The sequence below is a fragment of the Polaromonas sp. P4_F6 genome, from assembly GCF_056401275.1.
On sequence record NZ_JBFUJQ010000011.1, the window covers coordinates 41,679 to 67,763 of the forward strand.

Annotated in this window: 25 protein-coding genes; 16 read left to right on the forward strand and 9 right to left on the reverse strand. The window is 65.3% G+C overall.

Annotated elements, in window-relative coordinates:
- Window positions 1–10: 10 nt before the first annotated feature.
- The 5 genes from AC1DUN_RS21095 to AC1DUN_RS21115 all read right to left on the reverse strand — a co-directional run bounded on the left by AC1DUN_RS21095 (window position 11) and on the right by AC1DUN_RS21115 (window position 5,267).
- On the reverse strand, window positions 11–961 hold the full coding sequence (locus AC1DUN_RS21095; RefSeq protein ID WP_477715692.1) for a S1C family serine protease: 951 nt from the start codon (window positions 959–961) through the stop codon (window positions 11–13).
- Between the two features lie 317 nt (window positions 962–1,278).
- The gene (locus AC1DUN_RS21100; protein ID WP_477715693.1) at window positions 1,279–2,139 is read right to left on the reverse strand and encodes an ABC transporter permease; all 861 of its coding nucleotides are present in this window, start codon (window positions 2,137–2,139) and stop codon (window positions 1,279–1,281) included.
- A 16-nt stretch (window positions 2,140–2,155) separates the two neighbouring features.
- Complete coding sequence (locus AC1DUN_RS21105; protein WP_477715694.1) at window positions 2,156–3,061, reverse strand: ABC transporter permease; 906 nt, start codon at window positions 3,059–3,061, stop codon at window positions 2,156–2,158.
- 7 nt (window positions 3,062–3,068) lie between these two features.
- Complete coding sequence (locus tag AC1DUN_RS21110; protein WP_477715695.1) at window positions 3,069–4,169, reverse strand: ABC transporter ATP-binding protein; 1,101 nt, start codon at window positions 4,167–4,169, stop codon at window positions 3,069–3,071.
- Between the two features lie 21 nt (window positions 4,170–4,190).
- Window positions 4,191–5,267, reverse strand: a complete 1,077-nt coding sequence (locus tag AC1DUN_RS21115; protein ID WP_477715696.1) for an extracellular solute-binding protein — start codon at window positions 5,265–5,267, stop codon at window positions 4,191–4,193.
- A 242-nt stretch (window positions 5,268–5,509) separates the two neighbouring features.
- On the opposite strand from AC1DUN_RS21115, the gene AC1DUN_RS21120 reads away from it, so the two are divergent.
- The 9 genes from AC1DUN_RS21120 (at window position 5,510) to AC1DUN_RS21160 (ending at window position 15,775) form a co-directional block, all read left to right on the forward strand.
- Entirely contained in the window at window positions 5,510–6,355 is an 846-nt protein-coding gene (locus AC1DUN_RS21120) for a TatD family hydrolase (RefSeq protein WP_477715697.1), read from the forward strand.
- Window positions 6,352–6,873: a DNA-deoxyinosine glycosylase gene (locus AC1DUN_RS21125; protein WP_477715698.1), complete on the forward strand. Its 522-nt coding sequence runs from the start codon at window positions 6,352–6,354 to the stop codon at window positions 6,871–6,873. Before AC1DUN_RS21120 ends, AC1DUN_RS21125 begins: the two co-directional genes overlap by 4 nt.
- A 26-nt stretch (window positions 6,874–6,899) precedes the next feature.
- Window positions 6,900–7,664 carry a class I SAM-dependent methyltransferase gene (locus AC1DUN_RS21130; protein WP_477715699.1) on the forward strand — a complete coding sequence of 255 codons (765 nt, stop codon included), beginning with the start codon at window positions 6,900–6,902 and terminating at the stop codon, window positions 7,662–7,664.
- Window positions 7,665–7,921: 257 nt separating this feature from the next.
- Entirely contained in the window at window positions 7,922–9,724 is a 1,803-nt protein-coding gene (tfpB, locus tag AC1DUN_RS21135; RefSeq protein ID WP_477715700.1) for a type IV pilus assembly ATPase TfpB, read from the forward strand.
- Window positions 9,725–9,954: 230 nt separating this feature from the next.
- A complete protein-coding gene (locus tag AC1DUN_RS21140; protein ID WP_477715701.1) occupies window positions 9,955–10,440 on the forward strand; it encodes a tripartite tricarboxylate transporter TctB family protein in 486 nt (161 codons plus the stop codon).
- 12 nt (window positions 10,441–10,452) lie between these two features.
- The gene (locus tag AC1DUN_RS21145; RefSeq protein WP_477715702.1) at window positions 10,453–11,964 is read left to right on the forward strand and encodes a tripartite tricarboxylate transporter permease; all 1,512 of its coding nucleotides are present in this window, start codon (window positions 10,453–10,455) and stop codon (window positions 11,962–11,964) included.
- A 110-nt stretch (window positions 11,965–12,074) separates the two neighbouring features.
- A complete protein-coding gene (locus AC1DUN_RS21150; RefSeq protein ID WP_477715703.1) occupies window positions 12,075–13,055 on the forward strand; it encodes a Bug family tripartite tricarboxylate transporter substrate binding protein in 981 nt (326 codons plus the stop codon).
- Between the two features lie 181 nt (window positions 13,056–13,236).
- Window positions 13,237–14,847, forward strand: a complete 1,611-nt coding sequence (locus AC1DUN_RS21155; RefSeq protein ID WP_477715704.1) for a gamma-glutamyltransferase family protein — start codon at window positions 13,237–13,239, stop codon at window positions 14,845–14,847.
- Window positions 14,813–15,775: a DMT family transporter gene (locus AC1DUN_RS21160; protein ID WP_477715705.1), complete on the forward strand. Its 963-nt coding sequence runs from the start codon at window positions 14,813–14,815 to the stop codon at window positions 15,773–15,775. Before AC1DUN_RS21155 ends, AC1DUN_RS21160 begins: the two co-directional genes overlap by 35 nt.
- A 35-nt stretch (window positions 15,776–15,810) precedes the next feature.
- On the opposite strand, the gene AC1DUN_RS21165 is transcribed toward AC1DUN_RS21160, so the two are convergent.
- Window positions 15,811–16,269, reverse strand: coding sequence for an Lrp/AsnC family transcriptional regulator (locus tag AC1DUN_RS21165; protein ID WP_477715771.1), 459 nt, complete (start codon window positions 16,267–16,269; stop codon window positions 15,811–15,813).
- 120 nt (window positions 16,270–16,389) lie between these two features.
- Here AC1DUN_RS21165 and AC1DUN_RS21170 point away from each other — a divergent pair, with 120 nt between their 5' ends.
- Window positions 16,390–16,926, forward strand: a complete 537-nt coding sequence (locus tag AC1DUN_RS21170) for an RBBP9/YdeN family alpha/beta hydrolase (RefSeq protein ID WP_477715706.1) — start codon at window positions 16,390–16,392, stop codon at window positions 16,924–16,926.
- Here the strand turns inward: AC1DUN_RS21170 and AC1DUN_RS21175 are convergent.
- The 3 genes from AC1DUN_RS21175 to AC1DUN_RS21185 are packed head-to-tail and all read right to left on the reverse strand — an operon-like array spanning window position 16,904 to window position 20,073.
- Window positions 16,904–18,370 carry a tetratricopeptide repeat protein gene (locus tag AC1DUN_RS21175; protein WP_477715707.1) on the reverse strand — a complete coding sequence of 489 codons (1,467 nt, stop codon included), beginning with the start codon at window positions 18,368–18,370 and terminating at the stop codon, window positions 16,904–16,906. The genes AC1DUN_RS21170 and AC1DUN_RS21175 overlap by 23 nt on opposite strands.
- Window positions 18,371–18,413: 43 nt before the next feature.
- The gene (locus tag AC1DUN_RS21180) at window positions 18,414–19,460 is read right to left on the reverse strand and encodes a M48 family metalloprotease (RefSeq protein ID WP_477715708.1); all 1,047 of its coding nucleotides are present in this window, start codon (window positions 19,458–19,460) and stop codon (window positions 18,414–18,416) included.
- Between the two features lie 34 nt (window positions 19,461–19,494).
- The gene (locus AC1DUN_RS21185; RefSeq protein WP_477715709.1) at window positions 19,495–20,073 is read right to left on the reverse strand and encodes an SH3 domain-containing protein; all 579 of its coding nucleotides are present in this window, start codon (window positions 20,071–20,073) and stop codon (window positions 19,495–19,497) included.
- 70 nt (window positions 20,074–20,143) lie between these two features.
- Here AC1DUN_RS21185 and AC1DUN_RS21190 point away from each other — a divergent pair, with 70 nt between their 5' ends.
- The 6 genes from AC1DUN_RS21190 (at window position 20,144) to AC1DUN_RS21215 (ending at window position 26,027) form a co-directional block, all read left to right on the forward strand.
- Window positions 20,144–20,938, forward strand: coding sequence for an SDR family oxidoreductase (locus AC1DUN_RS21190; RefSeq protein ID WP_477661299.1), 795 nt, complete (start codon window positions 20,144–20,146; stop codon window positions 20,936–20,938).
- Window positions 20,939–20,943: 5 nt separating this feature from the next.
- Window positions 20,944–21,315: a hypothetical protein gene (locus tag AC1DUN_RS21195; protein ID WP_477715710.1), complete on the forward strand. Its 372-nt coding sequence runs from the start codon at window positions 20,944–20,946 to the stop codon at window positions 21,313–21,315.
- 36 nt (window positions 21,316–21,351) lie between these two features.
- Entirely contained in the window at window positions 21,352–22,395 is a 1,044-nt protein-coding gene (locus tag AC1DUN_RS21200) for a LacI family DNA-binding transcriptional regulator (protein ID WP_477715711.1), read from the forward strand.
- A gap of 101 nt (window positions 22,396–22,496) precedes the next feature.
- Window positions 22,497–23,510: a Bug family tripartite tricarboxylate transporter substrate binding protein gene (locus AC1DUN_RS21205; RefSeq protein ID WP_477715712.1), complete on the forward strand. Its 1,014-nt coding sequence runs from the start codon at window positions 22,497–22,499 to the stop codon at window positions 23,508–23,510.
- Window positions 23,511–23,516: 6 nt separating this feature from the next.
- Window positions 23,517–24,797, forward strand: a complete 1,281-nt coding sequence (locus AC1DUN_RS21210) for a glucarate dehydratase family protein (protein ID WP_477715713.1) — start codon at window positions 23,517–23,519, stop codon at window positions 24,795–24,797.
- Window positions 24,798–24,875: 78 nt separating this feature from the next.
- A complete protein-coding gene (locus AC1DUN_RS21215) occupies window positions 24,876–26,027 on the forward strand; it encodes an ABC transporter substrate-binding protein (protein WP_477715772.1) in 1,152 nt (383 codons plus the stop codon).
- The last annotated feature ends 58 nt before the right edge of the window (window positions 26,028–26,085 follow it).

A 26,085-nucleotide genomic window follows, 5' to 3' on the forward strand; every position in this document is an offset into this window, starting at 1 on the left:
GAAGCTGTCGTCAGAAGGGCGGCATGCCGGCGGCCGAGGCGGCGTTTTCAATCGGCACCGCAAAACCTATGCCGACAAAGGTGCGCTGCTGGTTGGGGTTGAAGATGGCGGTGACGATGCCGACCACCTCGCCGTCCATGGTGACCAGCGGGCCGCCGGAGTTGCCGGGGTTGGCCGCGGCGTCGAACTGGATCAGGTTGCTCATCATCTGCTTGCCTTCGGGCGAGCGGAAGTTGCGCTTGAGGCCGGAAATGACACCCTGCGAGGCCGAGGGCCCTATGCCGAAGGGGTAGCCCACGGCCATGACCTGGTCGCCGGGGGCCAGGTCGGCGGTGGAGCGCATGGTGGCGGCGATCAGGTCGTCGGGGATTTTGTGGGCCTGCAGCACGGCCAGGTCGTTCTCGGGCTGCACGCCGGTGATGCTGGCGGTGGACTCCAGCCCGTCGGCAAAGGTGACCTTGATGATCTGGGCGTTCTGCACCACGTGCAGGTTGGTCAGGATGATGCCCTTGTCGACAATGACGACGCCGGTGCCCACGCTGCGCTGCTCGCCGTCTTCCTTGCCGTCCTTGTCCTTGCCCAGGCCGGTGATGCGCACCACCGAGGGGATGATGGTCTCGTAAGCCTTGGTGCCGGGCGAGGGCAGCACCGTGGTCTCCAGGGTCTTGAGCACGGCTGCGTTGATGTCTTCCTGGGTCAGCTTGCGCGCCGGGTGGCGCAGCGGCGAGGAAAAGCTGATCGCCAGCAGCAGGGCCAGCAGGCCGACCACGGACCACAGCAGGTAGAGCTGGTGGCGCGCCAGGTAGCCGGCCAGGCGGGCGGCGCGGGGGAAGCGGGAGGGGGGAAGGGGTGCGGGGGAGAGGGTGGGGTCACCGGCGGCCTCGCCGGCCGGCTGCGCCTGGGCGTCAGCCGCGCCTTGCGCCGGGCGGTTTGAGCTGCTGTAAAGGGCTGGCCTGCGCATCCGTTCACCTCTGGGGTACAAAGTGTCAAAACCGGGCTGGTACGGGAGCGAACGCCCCGTATTCACAGCTGCACCGTATCACGATTTGTGCATCCATGCACGGGATTTGGCTATCTGTGGGGAGGGGTTTGTAAAGAGAGTACATCCGCAGATTTCGCAGATTTACACAGATTAAAACCATCTTGAAGGAAAGCCATACGGCCGGGGGTATGGGACGGATATCAGGTTTTGAGCGCAAACCCCTTCTCTTTCCTTCTCTTCAATCTGTGGAAATCTGCGTAATCTGCGGATAAAAATCCCCGTTTTGGGGTGCAGGATCAGCGCCCGGCGCCGTCAGCGGGCTTGCGCAGCAAAGTCAGCGCCAGCGCGGCCGAGGCCAGCATCAGGAACAGGCTGACCGCATTGAGCGCCGGCGTCGCGCCTTCGCGCATGCGGCCGTACATCATGACGGTCAGCGGCGCGTCGGAGCCGACCAGCATCAGCGTGGTGTTGAAGTTCTCAAACGACATCAGGAAAGAGATAGCCGCAGCGCCGACCAGCGCGGGCTTTAAATACGGCAGGGTGATGGTGGTGAAGACGGCGGTGCGCGAGGCGCCCAGGTTGTAGGCGGCTTCTTCCAGGGTGATGTCAAAACGTTTCAGGCGCGCGGTGATGATCAGGGTGGCAATGGAGACGATGTAGGAAAACTGGCCTATCACCACCAGCGGCAGGCCGGGGCGCAAAAAATCCAGCTCCAGGCCCCACCAGCTGTCGGTCAGCTGCGCCAGGCGGCTGGCAAAGGCCAGGATGGAGATGCCCAAAATCACGCCCGGGATCACCAGCGGCGCCAGCATCAGGAAGGACAAAGCCTGCTTGCCCGGGAAGCGGGCGCGTTCTATCAAAAAGGCATTGCAGGTGCCGACCAGCACCGCCAGCACGGTGACCCAGGCGGCCACCACCACGCTGGTCCAGAGGCTGGCCAGCAGCGGGCCGTCGGCAAACAGGCCGGTGCGGCCGGGCTTGCCGCCGAAAAACCAGTCCAGGGTGAAACCGCGCCAGGGCGGCGCCGGATAGGGCGCGTCGTTAAAAGCAAACACCGCCACCACCAGCAGCGGCAAAAACAAAAAGGCAAAAAACACCAGGGCATAAGCCACCGTGCCGGCGCGCAGCCAGGCCGGGCGGGGCAGGGAGGCGATCATGCGGTGGGCTCCATGGTCATGAGCGCCGCATCACTTCGCCGAACTTCTGGCCGGTCAGTTTCAACCCCAGCCAGACGATGGCGGTCGACAGCCCCAGCAGCAAAAAGCCAAAGGCCGCGCCCTGCTCCCAGTTAAAGCGCGTGATGAACTGGGTGTAGATCTGCTCGGTGAACCACAGCGAATTTTTGCCGCCCAGCAAGGTGGGCGTGAGGTAGTTGCCCAGGGTCAGCATAAAGACCACGATGCAGCCGGCCAGTATGCCGGGCGCGGCGTGCGGGATAACGATTTGCCACAGGATGGACGGGCCGTTGCCGCCCAGGTCATAGGCGGCTTCCACCAGCGAGTCGTCCAGGCTTTCGAGCGCGCTGATCAGCGGCACCACCATGAAGAGCATGGAGGTATAGACCAGGCCGACCAGGATGGTGGCGTCGCGGTAGAGCAGCTCCACCGGCGCATCGGTGAGGCCCAGTTGCACCAGCACGGCCGGCAGCACGCCGGATTCGCGCAGCAGAATCATCCAGCCCAGGGTGCGCACGGTTTCGCTGACCCAGAAGGGGATCAGACACATCACCAGCAGCAGCGACTTGGCGCGCCCGCGCACCAGCTTGGCAATGGTCCAGGCAATCGGGAAGGCCAGCAGCAGCGTGATGCCGGTGGCCAGGATGGACATCAGCGCCGTGCGCACAAAGGTGTGCCAGTACAGCGGCTCCTCGACAAAGGTGCGGTATTGCGCCAGGCTGGGCGCGTATTCGCGCGGGGCGACACGCACGCGCAGCGAGAGCACGGCCAGGTCGATGTGCGGCAACACGATCAGGCCCAGCAGCCAGACCAGGGCCGGCGCCAGCAGCAGGAACAGCACCAGCCTGGCCTGGGCCCGGCTGCCTGAACCGGGCGCGGAGGGCAGGACGGCCGCGGCTGGCATGGCGGCCTCAGGCGTTGCCGAAGCAGACGGCCTGCTCGGGGTCGAAGCTGAAGGCGACGGTCTCGCCTATGCGCAGGTCGGCGAAGCGCCCGGTCTGCGGCAGGGCGATGCGGAACTCGGTGCGGCTGGCGGTTTCGCGCAGCAGCACGGCCGAGTTGGCGCCGTCGAACAGCAGGCTTTCCACCTGGCCGGCATAGACCGTGTGGTTGGACGGCAGCTCGGTGGCGTCGCGCGCCAGGCTGATGGCTTCGGGCCGCACAAAAGCCTGCACCGCCTGGTTGGGCTGCAGCCGGCCGGCTGCGCGCGCGCGCAGGGCCAGGCCCTCGCCGCTGGTGAGCTTGACCACGCTGCCGGCTTCCGCGCCCGCGGCGCCGGTGCTGCCCGCGAGCTTGTTGTTGGCGCCCACAAAACCCGCCACAAACGGGGTTTGCGGCTGGTAATACAGCTGCTGCGGCGTGCCCAGCTGCTCAAAGCTGCCGGCGTTCATCACGGCCACATGGTCGGACAGCACCAGGGCCTCGGACTGGTCATGGGTGATGTAGACAAAGGTGGTGCCGAAGGCCGCCTGCAGCTGCTTGAGCTCGACCTTCATGTGCTCGCGCAGCTTCAGGTCCAGCGCGCCCAAAGGTTCGTCGAGCAGCAGCAGCGTGGGCTCCAGCACCAGGCTGCGCGCGATGGCCACGCGCTGGCGCTGCCCGCCCGAGAGCTGGTCGACGCGTTTGTCCTGCATGCCGGGCAGGCTCACGCGCTCGAGCATGGCGCCCACCTTGGCCGCGATGTCGATGCGCGACAGGCCGCGCCGCGCCAGGCCGTAGCCGACGTTCTCGCCGACCGACATCATGGGAAACAGCGCCAGGTGCTGGAACACCATGTTGACCGGCCGCTGGTTGGGCGGCACGCCGTTCATGGGCTTGCCGCCTATGTGGATCTGGCCCGCGTCGGGCGAGAGAAAACCGGCGATCATGCGCAGCAGCGTGGTCTTGCCGCAACCCGAAGGGCCGAGGATGGAGAAAAAGCTGCCGCGCTCCACCGTGAAGGACAAGTCCTTCACGGCGGGCTGGCCGGCGTAGGTTTTACCGACGTGCTCGGCTTGCAGGTCTGCGTGCACCGGGGGTGGGCCGCTTGCCGTTTACTGGGCAGCTTTAATACGGTCTAGTACGCGGCCTTCGATGTCCTCGATGCCGGCGGGCACAGCGGGGTACCACTTGACGTTTTTCAGCGCGGCTTCGGGGAAGCTGGCGGCGAACTGGGCCTTGAGCTTGGGGTCGGCCAGCTGGTCGGCGCCCTTGGAGGCGGTGAAGTTGCCGGCCGAGCCCGCGACCTTGGCGGCGATCTCAGGGCGCATGTTGAAGTTGATCCAGGCGTAGGCGGCGGCATCGTTGCGGCCCTTGGCGGGGATGGCGAAGGTGTCTATCCAGCCCAGCGCACCGGACTTGGGCGCGATGTACTGGATCTCGGGTTTTTCGGCATTGAGCTTCCAGCCGCCGGTGTCCCACATCATGGCGCCCACGACTTCGCCGGCGCGCATGCCGTTGAGCAGCTGGTCCTTGTTGTCCCAGTAGAACTTGATGTTGCTCTTGCAGGCGACCATGGTCTTGCCGACTTCGTCCATCAGCGCGCCGTAGGCTTTCGGGTCTTTGTAGAGCGCAAACGGGTCCTTGCCCGAAGCGAAGGCGAAGGCCAGCAGCGTGGGGCGTTTGAGGCGCACGGCGGTCTTGCCCTTGACGTCGGCCTTGCAGAGGTCGGGGTAGTCCGTCATCTTGGCCAGCTTGGTGTTGACGACCAGGCCGTCGGTGCCCCAGATGTGCGGCAGGCCGTAGACCTTGCCGTCCAGCGTGGTGTTCTTTTTGGTGGCCTCCAGCATGGAGGGGATGAAAAGCTCGGACTTGATCTTGCTGAGGTCCATGGGCTTGTAGATGCCGAACTCCTGCTGCGGGCCGGTGATGCGGTCCTGCGAGGGCTGGGCCAGGTCAAAGCCGGCGCCGCCGGTGGCGCGCAGCTTGGAGATCATCTCTTCGTTGTTCGAGAGGGTCAGCTCGACGTCGATGCCGGTTTCCTTCTTGAACTGCGCCACGACGTCGGCCGGCACATAGTCGGCCCAGGTGATCAAGCGCAGCTTCTGGTCTTGCGCCCAGGCGGCGCCACTGAGGCTGGCGGCGAGCAGGCCGGTGCCGAGAATCTGGCTCATCAGGCGGGATAATTTCATTTGGCTTTCCTTTGTTATGTCGAGTGAGACGGGTTGACGAAAGGGGGATCAGCTGAAAAGAAACCGGGGCGAAAACCGGGGCCCGTGAAGGACTGTTCCGCCTGAAAAAAGCATAGGGTGTCCCGATTTCATTTCTGTGTCAACATCTTCATCAGGGGCTTTGCCCATTTTTTCCGCAGCCTGCCGGTGCTTGCCGCGGCTTCTTTCGTCTCCCTTTCCTTGGACCACACCCCCTTTAGCGCATGACTTTCTGGATAGACACGCATTGCCACCTGGACGCCGGGGAACTGGCCGCCGACGTGGACGCGGTGCGCGCGCGCGCCGCCGCCAACGGGGTGGCGCACTGCGTGATCCCGGCCGTGGGCGTCTTCAACTTCGAGGCGGTGCGGCTGCTGGCGCACCGCTTTGCGGACAGCTATGCGCTGGGCATACACCCGCTGTGCGTGCCGCAGGCGCGTGATGAAGACCTTCGGGCGCTGGACGCGGAACTGGCCCTCAGGCGCGGCGACCCGCGCCTCGTGGCGGTCGGGGAAATCGGCCTGGACTATTTTGTGCCGGCGCTGACGGAAAGCCCCATGCGCGAGCGCCAGGAGTTTTTTTACCGCGAGCAGCTCAAGCTGGCGCGCAAGCACGGCCTGCCGGTGATACTGCATGTGCGGCGCTCGGCCGACAAGCTGCTCAAGCACCTGCGCGACTTGGTGCCCGAAGGCGGCTGGAACGGCATAGGCCATGCCTTTAACGGCAGCGACCAGCAGGCCGGCGAGTTCCTCAAGCTGGGCTTCAAGCTCGGCTTTGGCGGCGCGGTGACCTTTGAGCCGGCGCGCCAGTTGAGGCGCCTGGCGACGGAACTGCCGCTGGAGGCACTGGTGATGGAGACCGATTCGCCCGACATCCCGCCGCACTGGGTGTACACCACGGCGGCCGAGCGCGAGGCCGGCAAGCCGCAGGGCCGCAATGAGCCGGGTGAGCTACCGCGCATCGCGCAGCAGGTGGCCGAACTGCGCGGCATCCATGAGGAGGCACTGGCGGCCGCGACCACGGCCAACGCCCTGCAGGCCTTGCCGGGCCTCAAGGCGCTGCTCGCATGAAGGCAACACCGGTATCGACAGCGCTGACCGGCCTGGCGCCGCTGGTGTCGGACCGCACGCGGCTGCTGGTGCTGGGCAGCTTTCCGGGCGCGGCCTCGCTGGCGGCGCAGCAGTATTACGGCCACCCGCAAAACCATTTTTGGAAAATCCTCAAGGCGCTGTGGCCGCCCGGCCCGGTGGACACCGGCCCGGATGCGTACCGGGCGCGCAGCGAGTGGCTGCTGTCCAGGGGCCTGGGCCTGTGGGATGTGTACGCGGCCTGCGAGCGCGAAGGCAGCCTGGACAGCGCGATCCGCAATGCCGAGGTCAACGACCTGGCCGGCCTGCGGCGCCTGTGCCCGGCGCTGGAAGCGATTGCCCACAACGGCGGGGAAAGCTTCAAGCATTCCAGGCACACCCTGGCGCTGGGCCTGCCGGTCTACAAGTTACCCTCGACCAGCCCGGCGAATGCCTCCTGGAGTTTTGAGCGCAAACTCGCGGCCTGGCGGGAAGTTTTTGAAAAACACGGACTGGTTTGATGCAAAAAAAAGAGACGGCCAAAAATATGACCAAAGAAATGGCCAAAGAAGCGATGGAATTGCCCGAAGTCAATTTTTCGGATTACGGCGATGTGCGTTTCCTGCACCTGGGCACCGAATGGGTGCAGGGCTCCATGCTGCGCGACGCGCCCTATGACATCGAGCTGGAGTATGTGCAGCGCATGATGGCGGGCCTGCTGTTCATGGACGCGGCGGCCATGCCCAAAAAGCACGCCATGCAGCTGGGCCTGGGCTCGGCCGCGCTGACCAAGTTCTGCTACAAAAAACTGCGCATGAAGACCACGGCAATTGAAATCAACCCGCAGGTGGTCACGGCCTGCCGCGTCTGGTTCAAGCTGCCGCGCGACGACCTGCGGCTGCATGTGATCGAGGCCGATGCCGCGGCCGAAATCAAAAAGCCGGCGCACCAGGGCACGGTGGACTTGCTGCATGTGGACCTCTACGACCATGAGGCGGCCGCGCCGGTGCTGGACAGTGCCGATTTTTATGAAGACTGCCGCGGCCTGCTGGCCGAGAACGGCGTGATGACGGTGAACCTCTTCGGCCGCGATTCCAGCTATGTCCAGTCGCTGACGAAGATCGCCGAGGCCTTCGGCCCCGAGGCAGTGTGGGCCTTCACGCCGACGCGCGAAGGCAATACCGTGGTGCTGGCCCAGCAGGAGCCCACGCGGCCCGAGCGCGCCGCGCTCTTGCTGCAGGCCGGCGTGATCGAATCGCGCTGGGACCTGCCGGCCAAGAAGTGGCTGCGGCTGTTCAAGCCGGTGGCCTGAGGAGCGGATTCGGGGATGAATTCATTATCCGCAGATTACGCAGATTTACACAGATGAAAGAAATCATGATGTGATGTTTGTGTGCGGTGACGTACAGGGATGACGGCAAAGACCCATTTCAATCCTGTCTTCAATCTGCGGAAATCTGCGTAATCTGCGGATGAATTCTTTGTCCACGTGTTGACCGGGACTCTGCGGAGGAGGCCCCAAATTTGGCCGCTGGCAAAAGCCCTGATGGATGGGGTACAGTGCCACCCATGAGCGCAGTGACCCATCCCAAGCCCCATCGTGAAGCGCATGCGAAAAAAGGCCACGCCGGCCCGCTGGACTGGCGCACCCTGGTGGAGTGGCTGGGCGAGGATGGCGTGATCAGCGCCACCGAGGCGCAGCGCACCATCGCGCGCTGCTCGCAGGTGCAGAGCGCGCAGCCGCCGCTGATGCGGCTGGCCAGCGTGGGCATGACGCGGCTGGCCGACGGCAAACCCCTCGATGTCGAAACCATGTCGCAGTGGCTGGCCGGCCGGGCGGGCCTGGCCTACCTGCGCATAGACCCGCTCAAGGTCGACGTGGGCAAGGTGGCCGAGACCATGTCGGCCATGTATGCCGAGCGCCACAAGGTGCTGCCGGTGCAGGTCACGCCCAGCGAGGTGGTGATCGCCACCTCCGAGCCCTTCATCACCGACTGGGTGCAGGAAGTCGAGCGCCAGGCCAAGCGCAGCGTGCGCCTGGTGGTCTCCAGCCCGCTGGACATCACCAAGTTCACGGCCGAGTTTTTCGCTTTGGCCAAATCGGTCAAGGCCGCGGTCAAGTCGGGCGGCTCCTCGGGCTCGGCGAGTTTCGAGCAGCTGGTGGAGCTCAACAAGAGCAACAAGCAGCTGGACGCCAACGACCAGGGCGTGGTACAGGTGGTGGACTGGCTCTGGCAATACGCTTTCGACCAGCGCGCCAGCGACATCCACCTGGAGCCGCGCCGCGAGCAGGGCGTGATCCGCTTTCGCATCGACGGCGTGCTGCACCCGGTGTACCAACTGCCCATGGGCGTGCACAACGCGATGACGGCGCGCATCAAGCTGCTGGGCCGCATGGACGTGGTGGAAAAACGCCGCCCGCAGGACGGCCGCATCAAGACGCGCAACCCGCGCGGCGACGAGATCGAAATGCGGTTGTCGACGCTGCCCACGGCCTTCGGCGAAAAAATGGTGATGCGGATTTTCGACCCGGACACCACGGTCAAGAACCTGGACGCGCTGGGCTTTTCGCAGCACGACGCCGACCGCTGGGAATCCCTGGTCAAGCGGCCCCACGGCATCATCCTGGTCACCGGGCCGACCGGATCCGGCAAGACCACCACCCTGTATTCCACGCTCAAGCGCCTGGCCACCGAGGAAGTCAACGTCAGCACGATCGAAGACCCGATCGAAATGATTGAAGCCTCCTTCAACCAGACGCAGGTGCAGGCGCACCTGGACTTTGATTTCCCCGAAGGCCTGCGCGCGCTGATGCGGCAGGACCCGGACATCATCATGGTGGGCGAAATCCGCGACCTGCAGACCGCCGAGATGGCGGTGCAGGCGGCGCTCACGGGCCACCTGGTGTTCAGCACGCTGCATACCAACGATGCGCCCTCGGCGGTCTCGCGCATGATGGAGCTGGGCGTGCCGTCCTACCTGATCAATGCCACCATGCTGGGCGTGCTGGCCCAGCGGCTGGTGCGCACCCTGTGCCCCAGTTGCCGCGAGCCCGACGAGAGCGCCGCGCGCGAGACCCTGGCCGAGCTGGTCAAACCCTGGCAGATCAGCGGCGGCTACCGGCCCTACAAGCCGGTGGGCTGCGTGGACTGCCGCATGACGGGTTTCCGCGGGCGCATGGGGCTGTATGAATTGCTCACGGTCACCGAGGGCTTCAAGGAAAAGGTTTCCAAGGAGCCGAATATCGATGCGCTGCGGCGCCAGGCGGTCAGCGAAGGTATGCGCCCGCTTCGGCTGGCCGGCGCGCTGAAAGTGGCCGAGGGCCTGACCACCATCGAGGAAATTCTGGCCTCCACGCCGCCCCTGTCTTGAGGGCGCGCCCGCGGCCTTAACAAGCCCCCTGTTTCGGCCGTAAACACATGCTGGAGAGGGCGATACCGAGGGTTTTCACGGCTTTTCACGGCGCCCGGCCTTCCTGTAAGTGAGGGGTAAGCCAAAGATAAACGAAAGGTAAGTGAAAGCCACATGTCGGGGCAGGGGGATTGAATGCACAATCCAGCGATTCTTTCTTTTACTTTTATGTATGTATTGAGGAGACAGCCGTGAATATCAAGAGTCAAAAAGACTTTTTCTCCGGCCTCATGTTCATGGGCGTCGGCGTGGCGTTCGCATGGGGGGCTACGACCTACAACGTGGGCGAGGGCGCCCGCATGGGCCCCGGCTACTTCCCGCTGATGCTGGGCGTGCTGATGGCCATCCTGGGCGCTGCCATCACCTTCAAGGCGCTGGTGGTGGAAGCCGTGGGCGGCGACAAGATAGGCAAATGGGCCTGGAAGCCGCTGGCCTTCATCATCCTGGCCAACCTGATCTTCGGCGTGCTGCTGGGCGGCCTGCCCAGCATCAAGCTGCCCCCTATGGGCATGATCGTGGCCATCTATGCGCTGACCTTTGTTTCCAGCATGGCCGAAGACGGCTGGAAAGTGAAAAACACCTTCATCCTTGCGACCGTGTTGGCCGTCGGCAGCTACCTTGCCTTTGTCGTCCTGCTCAAGCTGCAGTTCCCGGTGTGGCCTTTCTTCATCGGCTAAGGAGATATAAAAATGGATCTGATTGCAAATCTCTCGCTGGGTTTTGGCGTGGCGTTCACGCCCATCAACCTGGTGTATGCCTTTATCGGCTGCCTGCTGGGCACCCTGATCGGCGTGCTGCCCGGCATCGGCCCCGTGGCCACCATCGCCATGCTGCTGCCGGCGACCTACGCCCTGCCGCCGGTTTCGGCGCTGATCATGCTGGCCGGTATTTACTACGGCGCCCAGTACGGCGGCTCCACCACCGCCATCCTGGTGAACCTGCCGGGCGAGTCCTCGTCGGTGGTGACCTGTATTGACGGCTACCAGATGGCGCGAAAAGGGCGGGCCGGGCCCGCGCTGGCCGCGGCCGGCCTGGGCTCCTTCTTCGCCGGCTGCGTGGGCACGCTGATCCTGGCGGCTTTTGCGCCGCCGCTGACCGAGCTGGCCTTCAAGTTCGGCCCCGCCGAATACTTCGCGCTGATGGTGCTGGGCCTGATCGGCGCCGTGGTGCTGGCCTCGGGCTCGCTGCTCAAGGCCATCGCGATGATCGTGATGGGCCTGCTGCTGGGCCTGGTGGGGACCGACGTGAACTCCGGCGTCGCGCGTTTCAGCTTCGACGTCCCTGAATTGACCGACGGTATCGGCTTTGTGACCATCGCCATGGGCGTGTTCGGCTACGGTGAAATCATCAGCAACCTGGCGCAGCCCGAGCATGAACGCGAAGTGTTCACCGCCAAGGTGTCCGGCCTCTTCCCGACCAAGCAGGATTTCAAGGACATGACGCCGGCCGTGCTGCGCGGCACCTTCCTGGGCTCGGCGCTGGGCATCCTGCCCGGCGGCGGCGCCTTGCTGGCGGCCTTCGCGGCCTACGCGCTGGAAAAGAAGATCCGCATGAAAAAGGGCGAAGTGCCTTTCGGCCAGGGCAATATCCGCGGCGTGGCCGCGCCCGAGTCGGCCAACAACGCCGGCGCGCAGACTTCCTTCATCCCGCTGCTGACGCTGGGCATTCCGCCCAATGCCGTGATGGCCCTGATGGTGGGCGCGATGACGATCCACAACATCCAGCCCGGCCCGCAGGTCATGACCAGCAACCCCGAACTGTTCTGGGGCCTGATCGCCTCGATGTGGATCGGCAATGCCATGCTGATCATCCTGAACCTGCCGCTGATCGGCATGTGGATCAAGCTGCTGACCGTGCCTTACCGCTACCTGTTCCCGGCCATTGTGCTGTTCTGCGCGATCGGCGTGTACTCGACCAACAACAACACCTTCGACGTCTGGATGGTCGGCATCTTCGGTGTGATCGGCTACATGTTCGTCAAGCTGGGCTGCGAACCCGCGCCCCTGCTGCTGGGCTTCATCCTGGGCCCCATGATGGAGGAAAACCTGCGCCGGGCCCTGCTGCTGTCGCGCGGCGACTGGAGCGTGTTTGTCACGCGTCCGCTGTCGGCCGGCCTGCTGGGCGCCGCCCTGCTGCTCCTGATCATCGTGCTGCTGCCCTCGGTCAAGAACAAGCGCGAAGAGGCCTTTGTCGAGGACTGATCGCGAACCCCGGGGCCTCGGCCCCATTCGGTACAAAAGGCACCTTGGGTGCCTTTTGTTTTGCCCTTTTGCAATGTAGTCAGCCTGAAAAATCATTGCACAATGGTGAAATGAAACGTAAACATATCATTCATCTGGCAGCGGTTTTTTCGGCAGCTTTTTCCGTGGTTTTTACGGGCCCCGTCCTGGCCCAGAACTATCCCTCCAAACCGATCCGCATGATCGTGCCTTTCCCGGCGGGCGGCGCGACCGACATCCTGGCGCGCGCGCTGTCGCAAAAACTCGGCGAAAAAATCGGCCAGGCGGTGATCGTCGACAACCGGCCGGGCGCGGGCGGCACCATAGGCGCCGACACCGCCTCGAAGTCGCCGGCGGACGGCTACACCTTGCTGCTGGCCACCTCGAGCACGCACAGCATAGGCCCGGCCATCAACCCGAAAATTCCCTATAACGCCGAGACCGATTTCACACCCATCGCCTATGTGGCGAGCTCGCCCAACGTGGTGCTGGTGCCCAATTCCTCGCCGTCGAAAAACATGCGGGAGTTCATAGACCATGCGCGCAAGAACCCGGGGCGGCTGAACTACGCCTCCAGCGGCAACGGCACCATCGTTCACCTGACCAGCGAATACTTCAAGGCGCAGTCGGGCACCTTCATCCTGCACATTCCCTACCGCGGCACGGCGCTGGCCATGCCGGACCTGATCAGCGGCAAGGTCGACGTGCTCTTCGATTCCTTTGTGACCGGCATGCCCCATGTGCGGGACGGCAAGCTACGCGTGCTCGCAGTCACCACGCTCAAGCGCACTTCACTCGCGCCCGAGCTGCCGACGGTGGCGGAAACCCTGCCGGGCTTCGAGTCGGTCACCTGGTTCGGCCTGTACGGCCCCAAGGGCATGCCGCCGGACCTGGTGGGCAAGGTCAACCAGGCCGTCAACGCCGCGCTGGCCGATGCCGACGTGAAAGACCGTTTCGCCCGGCTGGGCGCGGAGCCCACGGGCGGCACGCCGGCGGCTTTTGCGGCCATGGTCAAGACGGATACCGCCAAGTGGAAGAAAATCATTGCCGAGCGGAAAATCACGGCTGATTGATTTATCCGCAGATGTTTGTTCATCCGCAGATTTCGCAGATTTGCACAGATTGAAAACCAGGCTGTGCGTCGCGTTTGTCTTTAATCTGCGCAAATCTGCGAAATCTGTGGATATGAATTCTTCTGCGGATGGCGCAGACGTGCGCCTCTATGTTTGCCCTGCCTTCAATAGTTGATCTCCCATGAACTTCAATTTCAGCAACCCCTACACCTCGACCCGCCTGCCGCTGTTCGCGCGCAACGTCGTCTCGACCTCGCACCCGCTGGGCGCGCAGGCCGGCCTGCGCATGATGCTCAAGGGCGGCAATGCGGTGGACGCCGCGATCGCGGCCGCGGCCGCCATGGCCATCGTCGAGCCCGTGAGCAACGGCCTGGGCAGCGACGCCTTCTGCATCCTGTGGGACGGCAAGGAGCTGCACGGCCTCAACGGCTCGGGCCGCGCGCCGCAAAGCTGGACGCCCGAGTACTTCCGCCGCAAATACGGCGCGGACGCGGCCACGCCGCCCAAACGCGGCCTGGATGCCGTCACCGTGCCGGGTGCGGTGGCGAGCTGGGTGGCGATGAGCGAGCGTTTCGGCAAGCTGCCTTTCGCCGACCTCATGGAGCCGGCCATCGAGATCGCCGAACGCGGCTACCTGCTGCCCACCGTGGTGCAGCAGAAGTGGGCGGCCGCGACCGCCGAGCTGAAGTCGCAGCCCGGTTTTGCGCAGTCCTTCCTGCCCTGGGGCCGCGCGCCGAATGTCGGCGAGCTGTTCCAGTTCAAGGCCGCGGCAAGGGCCTTGCGCGCCATCGCCGAGACCAGGGGCGCGGCCTACTACGGCGGCGCCATTGCCGGCGCGATCGAAAAGTTCTCCGCGCAAAACGGCGGCAGCATCACGGCGAAAGATTTCGAAAGCTACAAGCCCGAATGGGTCCAGCCCATTGCCAAGGACTACCGGGGCTACACCCTGCATGAGATCCCGCCCAACGGCCAGGGCATTGCCGCGCTGATCGCGCTGGGCATCCTGGACAAGTTCGACGTGGCGGGCCTGCCGGTGGACGGCGTGGATTCCCAGCATTTGCAGATCGAGGCCATGAAGCTGGCCTTTGCCGACGTCTACAAGTATGTGGCCGAGCCCTCGTCAATGGCGGTGACGGCCGAGCAAATGCTCGATGACGCCTACCTCGCATCCCGTGCCAAACTCATCAGCATGAAAAAGGCACAGGACTTTGGCGCGGGCAACCCCGTCAAGGGCGGCACGATTTACCTCACGGCGGCCGACGAGGACGGCATGATGGTGAGCTTCATCCAGAGCAACTACATGGGCTTCGGCTCGGGTTGCGTGGAGCCGGAGTTCGGCATCAGCCTGCAAAACCGCGGCCACGGCTTCAGCCTGCAGCCGGGGGCCAACCAGGTCGCGCCGGGCAAGCGGCCCTTCCACACCATCATCCCGGCCTTCCTGAGCAAGGACGGCCAGCCGGTGATGAGTTACGGCGTGATGGGCGCCAACATGCAGCCCCAGGGCCATATGCAGACGCTGGTGCGCATGCTGGACTACGGCCAGAATCCGCAGGCCGCCTGCGACGCACCGCGCTGGCGCTACAACGCGGGCATGGAGATCAACGTCGAGGCGGCGATGGACGCGCGCACCGTGCAGGGCCTGACGGAACGCGGCCACCGCGTGGAAGTCATCAACGATTCCTACCAGGACTTCGGCGCCGGCCAGTTCATCTGGCGCGCCGGCAACCCCAAGACCGAAGGTTATGTGGCGGCCAGCGATGCGCGGCGCGACGGCCAGGCCGTGGGTTTTTAAGCGGGCGATTTTGAGTTCTTCACCCGACGTTCCCGCAAGCCCGGCCGCCCCCAAAAGCCTCGCGCCCGGCCTGCTGCTGGCCACCCTGGGCGCCATCGCCTTCAGCGGCAAGGCCATCATCGTCAAGCTGGCCTACCGCTACGGCGTGGACGCGGTCACGCTGATCATGTACCGCATGCTGTTTGCGCTGCCCATCTTCGCGCTGATGGCCTGGTGGGCCAGCCGCGGCAAGCCGCCGCTCACGCGCAAGGACTGGCTGGGCGTGCTGTGGCTGGGCTTCACCGGCTACTACCTCGCGAGCTTCCTGGATTTCGCCGGGCTGGCCTATATCAGCGCCTCGCTGGAGCGGCTGATCCTGTACCTCAACCCGACCCTGGTGCTGCTGCTGGGCCTGGTGATGTACAAGCGCCGCGTCAGCGCGCCGCAGCTCATAGGCATGGCCATCAGCTACTGCGGCGTGGTGCTGGTGTTTGGCCACGAGATCACGCTGCAGGGCGCGGACGCGGCCTGGGGCGCGCTGCTGGTGTTCCTCAGCGCGGTCAGTTATGCGCTCTACCTGGTCTACAGCGGCGAGATGGTCAGGCGCCTGGGCTCGCTGCGCCTGGTGGGGCTGGCCACGACGGTGGCCTGCCTGTGCTGCCTGCTGCAGTTCGTGCTGTTGCGGCCCCTGAGTGCCGCCGCCGTGGCGCCCGAGGTGATCTGGCTGTCGGTGCTCAATGCCACGCTGTGCACCGCCGCGCCCGTGCTCATGGTGATGATGGCGATTGAGCGCATAGGCGCGGGCATGGCCGCGCAGACCGGCATGGTGGGCCCCATGTCCACCATCCTGATGGGCGTGCTGATCCTGGGTGAGCCGTTTACCGCCTGGGTGGCGGCGGGAACGGTGCTGGTGATCGCCGGCATCTTTGTCTTCACAAAAGGGCGTTAGCCGCGCCGTCTTGCCTTCAATCCGCGGGAATCCGGTCAAGCTTTAGGCGCACGGACTATCTTGGCCGGGTAGCTCGCCAGCACGACGGCCGTCGACACAGCGCCAAGCTTCGCGAGCGCGTCAATCGTGTGCTCCAGCTCCGGCATTTCCGAGGCCACCACGCGCACGACGAAGCAGTCTTCCCCGGTGATCCGGTGCGCATCGATGACCTCCGGCATGGCCGCAAAAGCCTGCAGGCAGAGCGGAATTTGAGCGTGCGTGGTGCGTATGCGGATGACGGCCGAGGTCGGGTAGCCTGCCTGGCGCAGGTTGATCCTCGCTCCATATCCTTCGATCACGCCCGCTTCTTCAAGGCGCCGGATGCGTGTGGTGACGGCCGGCTGTGACAAGCCGACCTGCATTCCGAGATCGGTGTTCGTGATGCGCGCATTGAGCTGCAATGCCTCGAGAATTTTCCAGTCGAGCCTGTCAAGATCGGCCTGCTTTGATTTCATTTGCATGGGATTGAAAATTCAAATGATTTAAAGAATGGATGCACCCAATTCCTCGAACTCTCCATGGTGCGGATTCTCATTCATTTTTAGACTGGACCTCTTTTTATAGGTGGTCAAGAAATGACGTCTCCCGTTCTAATCGTGCCCGGCATTGGGAATTCAGGTCCTTCACACTGGCAGAGCCTCTGGCAGGCGCGGGGTCCTGAGTGGCATCGACTGCAAGTCAAGGATTGGGATTACGTTGTTTGCGATGACTGGGTATCGGCCATCAGCCGGCATATCGCGTCGCTTGGGCCCGACACCCTCATCGTGGCGCACAGCCTGGGTTGTCTGGCGGTCATTCACTGGGCGGCCAGAGAAGGAAGGAAAATCAGAGGCGCCATGCTGGTCGCCGTACCTGATCCTGCCTCGGCAGCGTTTCCAACTTCTTCAGCGATCGACTTCTCACCCGTGCCACTCAAAAAGCTGGAGTTCCCCAGCACCGTCGTCGCCAGCACGGACGATCCTTACGGGAGCGCGTCGTACGCCCGCTCCTGTTCGAAGGCTTGGGGAGGAAACTATGTCGAGGTCGGGCCGCGCGGGCACCTCAATTCGCAAAGCGGTCTTGGGGGTTGGCCCTTCGGACTCGAATTGCTCAAGCAATTTTCAGCGAGTTGATCTCTGCCCTGGATCCTTCGCGCATTTGAGTCAATGCTTCCCTGACCCTGGCCAGGGGCGCGCTCCAGTCATCGGCTTTTTCCTGCCTGAACAGGCGCGCGCTGGGGTACCAGGGGCTGTCCTCGCGCTGGAGCAGCCAGCGCCAGTCCGGCGCATGCGGCAGCAGGATCCAGACCGGTTTGCCCAGTGCCCCGGCCAGGTGCGCGGTGCTGGTGTCCACGGTGATGACCAGGTCCAGCGTGGAGATGAGCGCGGCGGTGTCCGCGAAATTTGCCAGTTCCCGGCCCGGGAAGCTGACGCGGCCGTCGGCCTCGAGCGCCGCCGCGTCGGCTTCGCGCAAATCGGGCTGCAGGCACACCGCCCGCATGCCGTCCGGCAGGGCGCGCAAAAACTGGCCCAGCGCGATGGAGCGCTGCTGGTCGCGCCGGTGCGCCGGGTTGCCGGAGCAGACGATGCCTATGCGCGGGGCCGGCATGCCCAAGCCATCCATTCGCTTGCGCCAATGCCCGATGCGCCCGGGGTCGGCCCGCAGGTAGGGCGTGGGCAGGGTCACGATTTCACGGGTATGCAGGCCCAGCGCCAGAGGAAGGCTCATCAAGGGGCAGTGAAGGTCGAAGGGCGGCAGCGGCTGGCCGTCTTCCACAACGCGCGCGTCGGCGGCCAGGCCGGACAGCACATCACCCAGGCCGCGTTGCACCTGCAGCAGCACATGCGCGCCCCGCGAGGCGACGTCGGCCGCGTAGCGGCAGAACTGCAAGGTGTCGCCGTAGCCGTATTCCGCGTGGAGCAGCACGGTTTTCCCCGCGACCGGTTCTGCTCCCAGCCACCGCGGCTGGGCAAAATGGCGGTCGTGGCTGCCGTGGCTCACTTGGGCGCGCCACTCCCATTCGGTCCAGCCCCGTTCATAGTCGCCCAGCAGCAGGCTGGCGAAACCCAGGCCCCAGTGCGCCGGGGCATTGCCGGGGTCTATGTCCAGGATGGCCCGGTAGCGCGCGATGGTTTTGTCGTACTGGCCCTCATAGGACACATGGGTCATGAAGTCGAAGCCCGGCTGCAGCCGCAGCACCTCCCGAAGGTGAGCGCTCGCCCGGCCCATGTCGCCCTGGTCCTGCGCCAGGGTCGCCAGCATGAAATGGGCGTCAAACTGGGAGGGGTCTACTTTCAGCGCCTGTTCCAGCGCCTGCTGCGCTTGCCGGCCCTGGCCTTGTTCGCACAGCACGTAACCGAGGTTGACGAAGGCGGCGGCGTCTTGCGGGTCGGCCAGGGTCGCGGCGCGGTAACACAAACCGGCTTCGTGCAGCTGGCCCCTGGCCAGCAGCGCGTTGCCCTGCTTTTTCAAGTCGGTGGAGCCGGGCGTGCCGGCGGGGGACGGTGCCTGTACAGCCGCGGCGGGCCGCTCCTTGACCTTTTGTTGTGCTTGACCCAGCCAGCTCCAGAATCCCATACCGCCCTTCAGCCCGTCCCTGAACCAGGGCCGGAGTTTTGTGCTACTTCTTGGCCGGGGTTTTCCCCGCGGCGGGTGCCTGGGCACTGGGCCGGCGATTCGCGGCGCCCAGGCGCTGCGCCACGGTGACGGCCGGCTGGCCGGCATAGGCGTCGAGGCGCGTTCCCATGGCCAGCTCGAGCTGGTTCAAGCGGGTTTGTGCCGGCGGGTGCGTGCTCAGCGACAGCGCGAACAGCGCGTCGTCGGGCGCGGCGGTGCGCAATTGCTGCAGCACCGCGACCAGGCCGTAGGGATCGAAACCGGCGCGTGTGGCCAGGGCCACGCCGCTGCGGTCGGCGTCGAACTCATCCTGCTGGTCCAGGCCCTTGGTGTACATATTGCGGCCCAGCGCCAGCAGCTGCTGGGACACCATGCCGCCCAGGTCGTTCTTGAGCTGCGAGCCGATGACCTGGGTCAGCAGGCCGGCGCGCGCGCTTTTGTTCAAGGCAATCAGGTGGTGCTTGGCGGTGACGTGGGTGATCTCGTGGGCCAGGATGCCGGCCAGCTCGCCCTCGTCGGCCACGCGGTCTATCAGGCCCTTGGTGACGAAGACATAACCGCCCGGCGTGGCGAAGGCGTTAAAGCCGGGGTCGTCGAGGATGGCGAAGGTCCAGGGCAGGTCGGGGCGCGAGGACTGCAGGCTGATCCAGCGGCCCAGCTGGTTGATGTAACGCTGCATGGCCACGTCGGGGTAGAGCGGTTTGCTGCCCAGCAGCACGGCGGCCAGCTGCTGGCCGATCTGGATTTCGCGCGGCTCGTCGATCTGGTCCAGCGACTGCGACAGCAGCTTGAACAGGTCGCCGCCCTGGGCGGCTTGCTGGCCGCCCGGTGTGAGGCTGGCGCCCAGCAGCGCGCCGGCCAGGCCCGAGGCGGTGTTGGGTTGTGCCGGCGCCGGCTGCGCGGGCTGGTTGGGGCGAATCAGCGACTGGAACAGGCCGCCCAGCGCCTTGCCGGCGTCCTGGGCCTGGGCGCTGAAAGGCAGCAGGCCGGCCAGCAAGGCCAGGGCAAAGGCCGCCTGGCGCGCCGGTTTGGGAAAGTGGTGAAGATTCATGGCGATGCCTCTTGTCTCTTGCATGTTTTTTGTTTTAGCGGCCGTATTGTTCGGGTGCGGCGCCGCTGGGCGAGGCGGCCGGTGGTGGGGCCGGCGTGGGCAGCGGGTCGACCTGGCGGCTGCTGAGCGAGGCGCTGCCGGCGAACTGCCGGGCCTGCGCGGCATTCACGCGGTTGGCGTCGGCCTGCGCCACGGCCGCGAGGTTGGGCTGCGCATTGGCCAGGTCTTCGGCGCCCAGGCCGCGTATGCCGACGGTGGAGGTGGACACCGTGCTGGAAGGCGCTTGCGCGCTGCCCTTGTTGAAAAAGCTCGAGAGGCTGCGCAGCGCGCCGCCGGCGGCGCCGCCCGAGGGGGCGCTGGCCGAGGTGATGTCGAACATATGGACCCAGCCGCTGGTGCCGTCGGCCATGCGTACCTTGATCCAGGCGCCCTGGCGTTCGCCGAGCCGCGTGACCGAGGTCTGGACCGGCAGCGGCGCCAGGCTGCGGGCCGAGTCGCCGGGCGCGTCGCGCAGCTGTGATTCGCGTTTGATGAGGACCGCTTCGCCCTGGGGCTGGGCCTGCGCCGGGGCACCGAAGGCCAGCAGCAATGTGAGCAGGGGAGCGATAACCATCCCCGCCTGTGTCTTGTATTTACTCAGTATCATGAGCCGCTCTCCCCCGTGGTTGTAATGAGGAATTATTATGGATTTGGGTATTGCAGGCAAATGGGCGCTGGTCTGCGGCGCCAGCAAAGGTTTGGGCCTGGGTTGCGCGCAGGCGCTGGTGCGCGAAGGCGTGCATGTGCTGATCGTGGCGCGCGGCGAGGACACGCTGAAGGCCGCCGCTGAAAAACTCACGGCGGACAAGGCCAAACCCGCCGGCACCAGCGTTCAATATGTTGCCGCCGACATCACCACCGTGCAAGGCCGTGCCGCCGTGTTCGCGGTGCGCAAGGACTTCGACATCGTCGTGACCAATGCCGGCGGCCCGCCGCCCGGCGACTTCCGCGACTGGGACCGCGATGCCTGGATCAAGGCGGTGGATGCCAACATGCTGACCCCCATCGAACTGATCAAGGCCACGGTTGACGGCATGGCCGCGCGCGGCTTCGGCCGCATCGTCAACATCACCTCGAGCTCGGTCAAGTCACCCATCGACGTGCTGGGCCTGTCCAACGGCGCGCGCAGCGGCCTGACCGGCTTTGTGGCCGGCGTGGCGCGCAGCAAGCTCGCGGCCCAGGGCGTGACCATCAACAACCTGCTGCCCGGCGCTTTCGATACCGACCGCCTGCGCGGCACCATGAGCGGCGCCGCGCAAAAAAGCGGCCAGCCGCTGGAAGCCGTCATGGATGCGCGCCGCAAGAACATCCCGGCCCAGCGCTTCGGCACGCCCGAGGAGTTCGGCGGCATCTGCGCCTTCCTCTGCAGCACGCATGCCGCCTATATGACGGGGCAGAACGTGCTGGCCGACGGCGGGGCCTATCCGGGTACCTACTGAGCTCCGTGTTGAGCCTGGACTACCTCCACTTCGACTACGCGGAAGGCAGCGACGGCACGGGTGTGCTGGAGGCCATGGCCTCCACCTGGCCGGAGCAGGTGCCCTCTGTGCATGCCGAAGTCGTGCAGGTGCTGGCTTGGGCCTGTGCCGAATTCCCCGGCCGGCGCGGCCCGCTGGAGGAAGGTTTTGACTGGGACTACGACCTGCACGGCATGCAGGAGCTGACGGCGCCCGAGGCTCTGCTGTATGACGAGGCGGCGGGGCGCCTGGCGGTGCGGCCCGGCGCGCCCGGCAAAGCCCGGCACACGCTGACCCTGACGCTGAGCGGCAACGCCGGCTTTTGCGAGGCCTTCCGGCAACAGTTCGGCCTGGACTGAGCACGATGGCTGCCAAGTTAGCGTTAACATCCGGGCATGAAATCACCCTCTGAGACGCTGCGCAAGGCCAAGCGCGCCCCGCGCCCCGGAACCGGCGGCATCACCCTGAGCGACGTGGCCAGCCTGGCCGGCGTGTCGGCCATCACGGTGTCGCGCGCGCTCAACACGCCGGCGGCGGTCTCGCCCGAAACCCTGGAGCGCGTGCGCAGCGCGATTTCGCGCAGCGGCTATGTGCCCAACCTGGTCGCCGGCGGCCTGGCCTCCAACCGCAGCCGGCTGGTTGCGGCCCTGGTGCCCACCATCGCCGGCCCGGTGTTCCTGGAGACCATACAGGCGCTGACCGATGCGCTGGCTGAGGCCGGCTGCCAGCTGATCCTGGGGCAAAGCGGCTACAGCGGCGCGCGCGAAGATGCACTGATAGACGCCATCGTGGGCCGGCGGCCCGACGGCATCGTGCTGACCGGCATCATGCATTCACCCGAAGGGCGCCGCCGCCTGCTGGCCTCGGGCATTCCCATTGTCGAGACCTGGGACATCACGCCCACGCCCATCGACATGATCGTGGGTTTTTCCCAGGAGAAAGCCGGCGCCGAGGTGGCCGACTACCTGTACCGCAAGGGCTACCGCAGGCCGGCGCTGATCACCGCCGACGACCAGCGTGCCATGCTGCGGCGCTCGGGTTTCGAGCAGCGCTTCACGGCCCTGGGCGTGGCCGCGATCCCGGCCTGCATGGTGCCCGCGCCTTCGTCGCTGGCCAACGGCCGCTCCGGCTTTGCCCAGCTGTGGGCAGAGCATCCTGAAACCGACGTGGTGTTTTGCGGCTCGGACGTGATCGCGCAGGGCGTGATCACCGAGGTCCAGGCCATGGGCCTGGCCGTGCCCGGCGACGTGGCGGTCATGGGTTTTGGTGACATGCCTTTTGCGGCCCATACCCATCCTGCGCTCAGCACGGTGCGCATAGACGGCACCTCCATAGGCCGGCAGGCCGCGCGTTTCATCCTGGACCGCGTCGAGGGCCTGGACCCCGGCCCCAAGGTCAGGGACCTCGGGTTTTCCATAGTCGAAAGAGCCAGCGCCTGACTTGACGGGCCTGGTTTTGCTCTTTAACATCCTGATTTGTTAGCGCTAACATAATGACAATCAAAGGCGCGATCAAAGCATAAATACCAGGAGACATCAGGATGAGCACTCACTTCACACGCCGCGCGGCGCTGGGCAGCCTTGGCGGCCTGGGCCTTTCGGCACTTTCCGCCTCGCCGCTGCGCGCGCTGGCGCAGGACATCGCCACGCCGGGCTGGCCCACCAAGCCGATTTCGTATGTCGTGCCCTTCACCCCGGGCGGCTCCACCGATGTCATAGGCCGCACCCTGTCGCAAAAACTCTCGGACATCCTGGGCCAGCCGGTGGTGGTTGACAACAAACCCGGCGCGGCCGGTGCCGTGGGCGCGAGCTATGTCGCCAAGGCCAAGGCCGACGGCTACACGCTGTTCGGCGGCACCATCAGCACCCACGCCATCAATGCCAGCCTCTACAAAAACCTGCCCTACGACCCGGTGAAGGATTTCGAGCCGATTTCGCTGGTGGCCATGCTGCCCAATGTGCTCATCGTGAATCCGGCGCTGGGCCTGAACTCGGTGGCCGACCTGGTGGCGTTGCTCAAGCGCGACCCCAGCAAGCGCTATTTCGCCTCTTCGGGCGCCGGCACCTCCACGCACCTGGCGGGCGAGATGTTCGCCGAGCTGATAGGCGTGCCGCTCTCGCACGTGGCCTACAAGGGCACGCCGCCCGCCATGATGGACGTGGTGGCCGGCCAGGTGCCCTTTATGTTCGACCAGATGACGGCCGCTGTGTCGCTGGTGCAGGCCGGCAAGCTCAAGCTGCTGGCCGTCACCACGGCCAAGCGCATCGCGCTGGCACCCGAGCTGCCCACCATGATGGAGTCGGGCATCGCGAAGTTCGAAATGTCTTCCTGGCAGGCGGTGTACGCGCCCAAGGGCACGCCGCGGCCCATCGTGCAGCGCCTCAATGCCGAGATCACCAAGATCCTGAAAACCCCCGACGTGGTGGCCAAGCTGCACGACCAGCTGGGCATGGAAATCATCGCGAGCTCGCCCGACGAACTCGCCGCCCACATGAAAAGCGAAATCGCGCGCTGGGCCGAACTGGTCAAAAAATCCGGAGCCACGGCAAGCTGAGAACCCATGAGAAACAAAGACATCCGCATCACGCACGCCCGCGTCACGCCCATCGCCTTTCGCGACGGGCCGCTGCTCAACGCCAGCGGCATCCACGAGCCCTGGGCCCTGCGCAGCATCATCGAACTGGAAACCTCCGACGGCCGCCTCGGCATTGCCGAAACCTATGGCGATGCACCCATGTTGCTGGCGCTGGAGCAGGCGCGTGCCCTGGCCGTGGGCCTGTCGCCCTTTGACCTCAATGTGATGGAGCAGCGCGTGCGCGCCAGCATCAAGCCGGGGCAGGGCGGTGGCGTGCAGTTTGAGCTCGCCCCGGGCTCGCATACCGCCAAGAATGCCGAGAAGGTGATCAGCGCGCTCGAAGTCGCGATGCTGGACCTGCAGGGCCAGCTGCTGAACCTGCCGATCTGCGACCTGCTGGGCGGCGCGGTGCGCGATACCGTGCCTTACAGCGCCTACCTGTTCTACAAATACGCCGAGCATGTGGACAAGCCCTATGCGCCCGACGCCTGGGGCGAGGCCGTGACGCCCGAGCAGCTGGTAAAGCAGGCCCAGGCCATGGTCGGCCAGTACGGCTTTAAAAGCATCAAGCTCAAGGGCGGCGTGTTCACGCCGGCTGAGGAGATTGCCGGCATCAAGGCCTTGCGCAAAGCCTTCCCGACGCACCCGCTGCGCCTGGACCCGAACGCCAACTGGTCGCTGCAAACCAGCATAGACGCCGCGCCCGAGTTGGACGAGCTGCTCGAATACTACGAAGACCCGACGCCCGGCCTGGAAGGCATGGCCGAACTCAGCAAACATTGCCGCAGCCCGCTGGCCACCAATATGGTGGTCACCACCATGGATGAGTTCCGCCGCAATGCCTCGCTGAACGCGGTGAAGATCCTGCTGTCCGACCACCATTACTGGGGCGGCTTGCGCGCCACGGCTTCGCTGGCGCGCATGTGCGAGGTCTTCGGCATGGGCATGTCTATGCACTCGAACTCGCACCTGGGCATCAGCCTGATGGCCATGACACATGCGGCGGCTGCCATTCCCAACCTGACCTATGCCTGCGACACGCATTACCCGTGGCAGGAGGAAGAAGTCATCAAGGGCGGCCGTATCAAATTTGAGCAGGGGGCTGTCAGGGTACCGACAGCCCCGGGCCTGGGCGTGGAACTCGACCCGGCCAAACTGGTCGAACTGCACCAGCAGTACCTGGCTTGCGGCATACGCAACCGCAACGACCTGGCGCAGATGCGCAAGTACCAGCCGGGGTTTTCCGGCACCAGCCCGCGTTTTTAAGAGGCCGCCACGAGCCTCGTGTTTTCAGTCCACAGCAACAACGAAGGAGACAAGACCATGACGAAGTTCAAACATTTGATGTCCCGCCTGGGAGAGGGCCTGCGGGCCGCCGGTATCCTGGCCGTGATCGCGGGCGCGGCCCATGCGGAGCCCGTGACGCTCAACGTCGTTGACGTGGCGGGCAACCTGGCGCTCACGCAGGAAGCGCTGGAGAGTTTTGCCGCGAAAAACCCCAACCTGGTCTCGCGCATCACTTTCACCAAGGCGCCCGCGCCCGAGCTGCCCGGAAAAATCCGCGCCATGCAGGCGGCGGGCCGCACCGACATCGACCTGGTGCTGACCGGCACCGACGCGTTGGCCGCCGGCATGGCGCTGAACCTTTGGGAGCCCATGCTGCCCGCACATGCCGCCAGGTTTCCCAACCTGATGGACAACTACCTGCCCAGCGCCCGCAAGATGCAGGACCTGGCCAACGGCCAGGCCGTCATGGTGACCTATATGCCCGCGGGCCCGCTGCTCGAGTACAACCCCGACAAGGTCAAGGCGCCGCCCAAGACGCCGGCCGAACTGCTGGCCTGGTGCAAGGCCAACCCCAACAAGCTGATTTACGCGCGCCCCGCCAACTCGGGCCCGGGCCGCACCTTCCTGATGGGCCTGCCCTACCTGCTGGGCGACAAGGACCCCAAGGAACCGCTGGCCGGCTGGGACAAGACCTGGGCTTACCTCAAGGAGCTCAACAGCTGCATCGAGTACTACCCCACGGGCACCGGCGCTGTCATGAAGGAACTCGGCGAAGGCTCGCGCGATATGACGGTCACCGTGACCGGCTGGGACATCAACCCGCGCGCGCTGGGCGTGGTGCCCAAGCAGTTCAAGGTGGCGGCGCTCAATGGCTTCACCTGGATCAACGACGCCCACTACATGGCCGTGCCCAAGGGCTTGCCGCCCGCCCGCCAGGCGGCCGTGATGGAGCTGATGGCCTATCTGCTCAAGCCCGAACAGCAGGCGCTCACCTATGACTCCGGCTACTTCTACCCCGGCCCGGCCGTGAAGAACGTGCCGCTGAGCGCGGCGCCGCAAAAGAGCCAGGACATCATCAAGGAGTACGGCCGCCCCGAGTACGCCGACTGGATCGCCAAGCAGCCGCACACCCAGCCACTGGACGACAAGGCCATGGTTGCCGCTTTCAAGAAGTGGGATCAGGAAATCGGTTCTGGTAAAGGCAAATAAGAGGTTCTTGCTCCCTCTACCTCTGGGAGAGGGCAGGGGTGAGGGCCGCGGCCTGTGC

What these genes read in the sequence shown, in the direction of transcription:
- AC1DUN_RS21095 (WP_477715692.1), bottom strand. Translation starts at nt 961, where the DNA reads ATGCGCAGGCCAGCCCTTTACAGCAGCTCAAACCGCCCGGCGCAAGGC.
- AC1DUN_RS21100 (WP_477715693.1), bottom strand. Translation starts at nt 2,139, where the DNA reads ATGATCGCCTCCCTGCCCCGCCCGGCCTGGCTGCGCGCCGGCACGGTG.
- AC1DUN_RS21105 (WP_477715694.1), bottom strand. Translation starts at nt 3,061, where the DNA reads ATGCCAGCCGCGGCCGTCCTGCCCTCCGCGCCCGGTTCAGGCAGCCGG.
- AC1DUN_RS21115 (WP_477715696.1), bottom strand. Translation starts at nt 5,267, where the DNA reads ATGAAATTATCCCGCCTGATGAGCCAGATTCTCGGCACCGGCCTGCTC.
- AC1DUN_RS21120 (WP_477715697.1), top strand. Translation starts at nt 5,510, where the DNA reads ATGACTTTCTGGATAGACACGCATTGCCACCTGGACGCCGGGGAACTG.
- AC1DUN_RS21125 (WP_477715698.1), top strand. Translation starts at nt 6,352, where the DNA reads ATGAAGGCAACACCGGTATCGACAGCGCTGACCGGCCTGGCGCCGCTG.
- AC1DUN_RS21130 (WP_477715699.1), top strand. Translation starts at nt 6,900, where the DNA reads ATGACCAAAGAAATGGCCAAAGAAGCGATGGAATTGCCCGAAGTCAAT.
- tfpB (WP_477715700.1), top strand. Translation starts at nt 7,922, where the DNA reads ATGAGCGCAGTGACCCATCCCAAGCCCCATCGTGAAGCGCATGCGAAA.
- AC1DUN_RS21145 (WP_477715702.1), top strand. Translation starts at nt 10,453, where the DNA reads ATGGATCTGATTGCAAATCTCTCGCTGGGTTTTGGCGTGGCGTTCACG.
- AC1DUN_RS21150 (WP_477715703.1), top strand. Translation starts at nt 12,075, where the DNA reads ATGAAACGTAAACATATCATTCATCTGGCAGCGGTTTTTTCGGCAGCT.
- AC1DUN_RS21155 (WP_477715704.1), top strand. Translation starts at nt 13,237, where the DNA reads ATGAACTTCAATTTCAGCAACCCCTACACCTCGACCCGCCTGCCGCTG.
- AC1DUN_RS21160 (WP_477715705.1), top strand. Translation starts at nt 14,813, where the DNA reads ATGCGCGGCGCGACGGCCAGGCCGTGGGTTTTTAAGCGGGCGATTTTG.
- AC1DUN_RS21165 (WP_477715771.1), bottom strand. Translation starts at nt 16,269, where the DNA reads ATGAAATCAAAGCAGGCCGATCTTGACAGGCTCGACTGGAAAATTCTC.
- AC1DUN_RS21170 (WP_477715706.1), top strand. Translation starts at nt 16,390, where the DNA reads ATGACGTCTCCCGTTCTAATCGTGCCCGGCATTGGGAATTCAGGTCCT.
- AC1DUN_RS21175 (WP_477715707.1), bottom strand. Translation starts at nt 18,370, where the DNA reads ATGGGATTCTGGAGCTGGCTGGGTCAAGCACAACAAAAGGTCAAGGAG.
- AC1DUN_RS21180 (WP_477715708.1), bottom strand. Translation starts at nt 19,460, where the DNA reads ATGAATCTTCACCACTTTCCCAAACCGGCGCGCCAGGCGGCCTTTGCC.
- AC1DUN_RS21185 (WP_477715709.1), bottom strand. Translation starts at nt 20,073, where the DNA reads ATGGTTATCGCTCCCCTGCTCACATTGCTGCTGGCCTTCGGTGCCCCG.
- AC1DUN_RS21190 (WP_477661299.1), top strand. Translation starts at nt 20,144, where the DNA reads ATGGATTTGGGTATTGCAGGCAAATGGGCGCTGGTCTGCGGCGCCAGC.
- AC1DUN_RS21200 (WP_477715711.1), top strand. Translation starts at nt 21,352, where the DNA reads ATGAAATCACCCTCTGAGACGCTGCGCAAGGCCAAGCGCGCCCCGCGC.
- AC1DUN_RS21205 (WP_477715712.1), top strand. Translation starts at nt 22,497, where the DNA reads ATGAGCACTCACTTCACACGCCGCGCGGCGCTGGGCAGCCTTGGCGGC.
- AC1DUN_RS21210 (WP_477715713.1), top strand. Translation starts at nt 23,517, where the DNA reads ATGAGAAACAAAGACATCCGCATCACGCACGCCCGCGTCACGCCCATC.
- AC1DUN_RS21215 (WP_477715772.1), top strand. Translation starts at nt 24,876, where the DNA reads ATGTCCCGCCTGGGAGAGGGCCTGCGGGCCGCCGGTATCCTGGCCGTG.